Origin of the sequence: Streptomyces niveus (genome assembly GCF_001723055.1) — a bacterium.
Lineage (GTDB): Bacteria > Actinomycetota > Actinomycetes > Streptomycetales > Streptomycetaceae > Streptomyces > Streptomyces niveus.
On record NZ_MDCR01000587.1, the window covers coordinates 1 to 661 of the forward strand.

At 76.2% G+C, this 661-nt stretch carries 1 protein-coding gene; it reads right to left on the reverse strand.

Translation table 11 applies throughout. The features are described 5' to 3' along the window. The coding region (locus tag BHU15_RS37740) for an ATP-binding protein (RefSeq protein ID WP_438285012.1) at positions 1-661 on the reverse strand (661 nt) is incomplete at both ends.

Sequence of the window (661 nt, forward strand, 5' to 3'; positions counted from 1 at the left end):
TCCTGGAGTACGCCGCGCAGCGGCTCGACGAGTCCGGCGGGCGCGCCGCCGCCGAACGCCGGCATCTCGTGCACTTCAGGGAGCTGGTCCGGCTCGCCGACCCGAAGCTGCGCGGCGTACTCCAGGACGGTCTCCAGCAGCCGGTAGCGCATCGCGCCGTCGGGGGCGGGGCTCGCGACGACGAGCGACTTGTCGACGAGCGAACCGAGCACTTCGAGCGCGTCGGGCCCGAGCACCGCCTCGGCGGCGGCCAGGTCGCAGCCGCCCGCGAAGACGGACAGGTCACCCAGCGCGGCCCGCTCGGCGGAGTCGAGCAGATCCCACGACCAGTCCACGACGGCGCGCAGCGTCTGCTGCCGGGGCAGTACGGTGCGGCTGCCGCCGGTCAGCAGCCGAAAGCGGTCGTCGAGGCGGTCGGCGATCTGCCGGGGGGTGAGCATCCGCAGCCGGGCGGCGGCCAGTTCGATCGCGAGCGGCAGCCCGTCGAGCCGACGGCAGATCTCCTCGGCGGCGGCCGGGTCGTCCTCCGTACGGAAGCCGGGCCGGGCGGCGGCGCCCCGGTCGGCGAGCAGCCGCAGCGCCATCGGTTCCGGCAGCGGGCCGACCGGGCGCAGCACCTCACCGGGCACGCCGAGCGGCTCCCGGCTGGTGGCGAGGACGG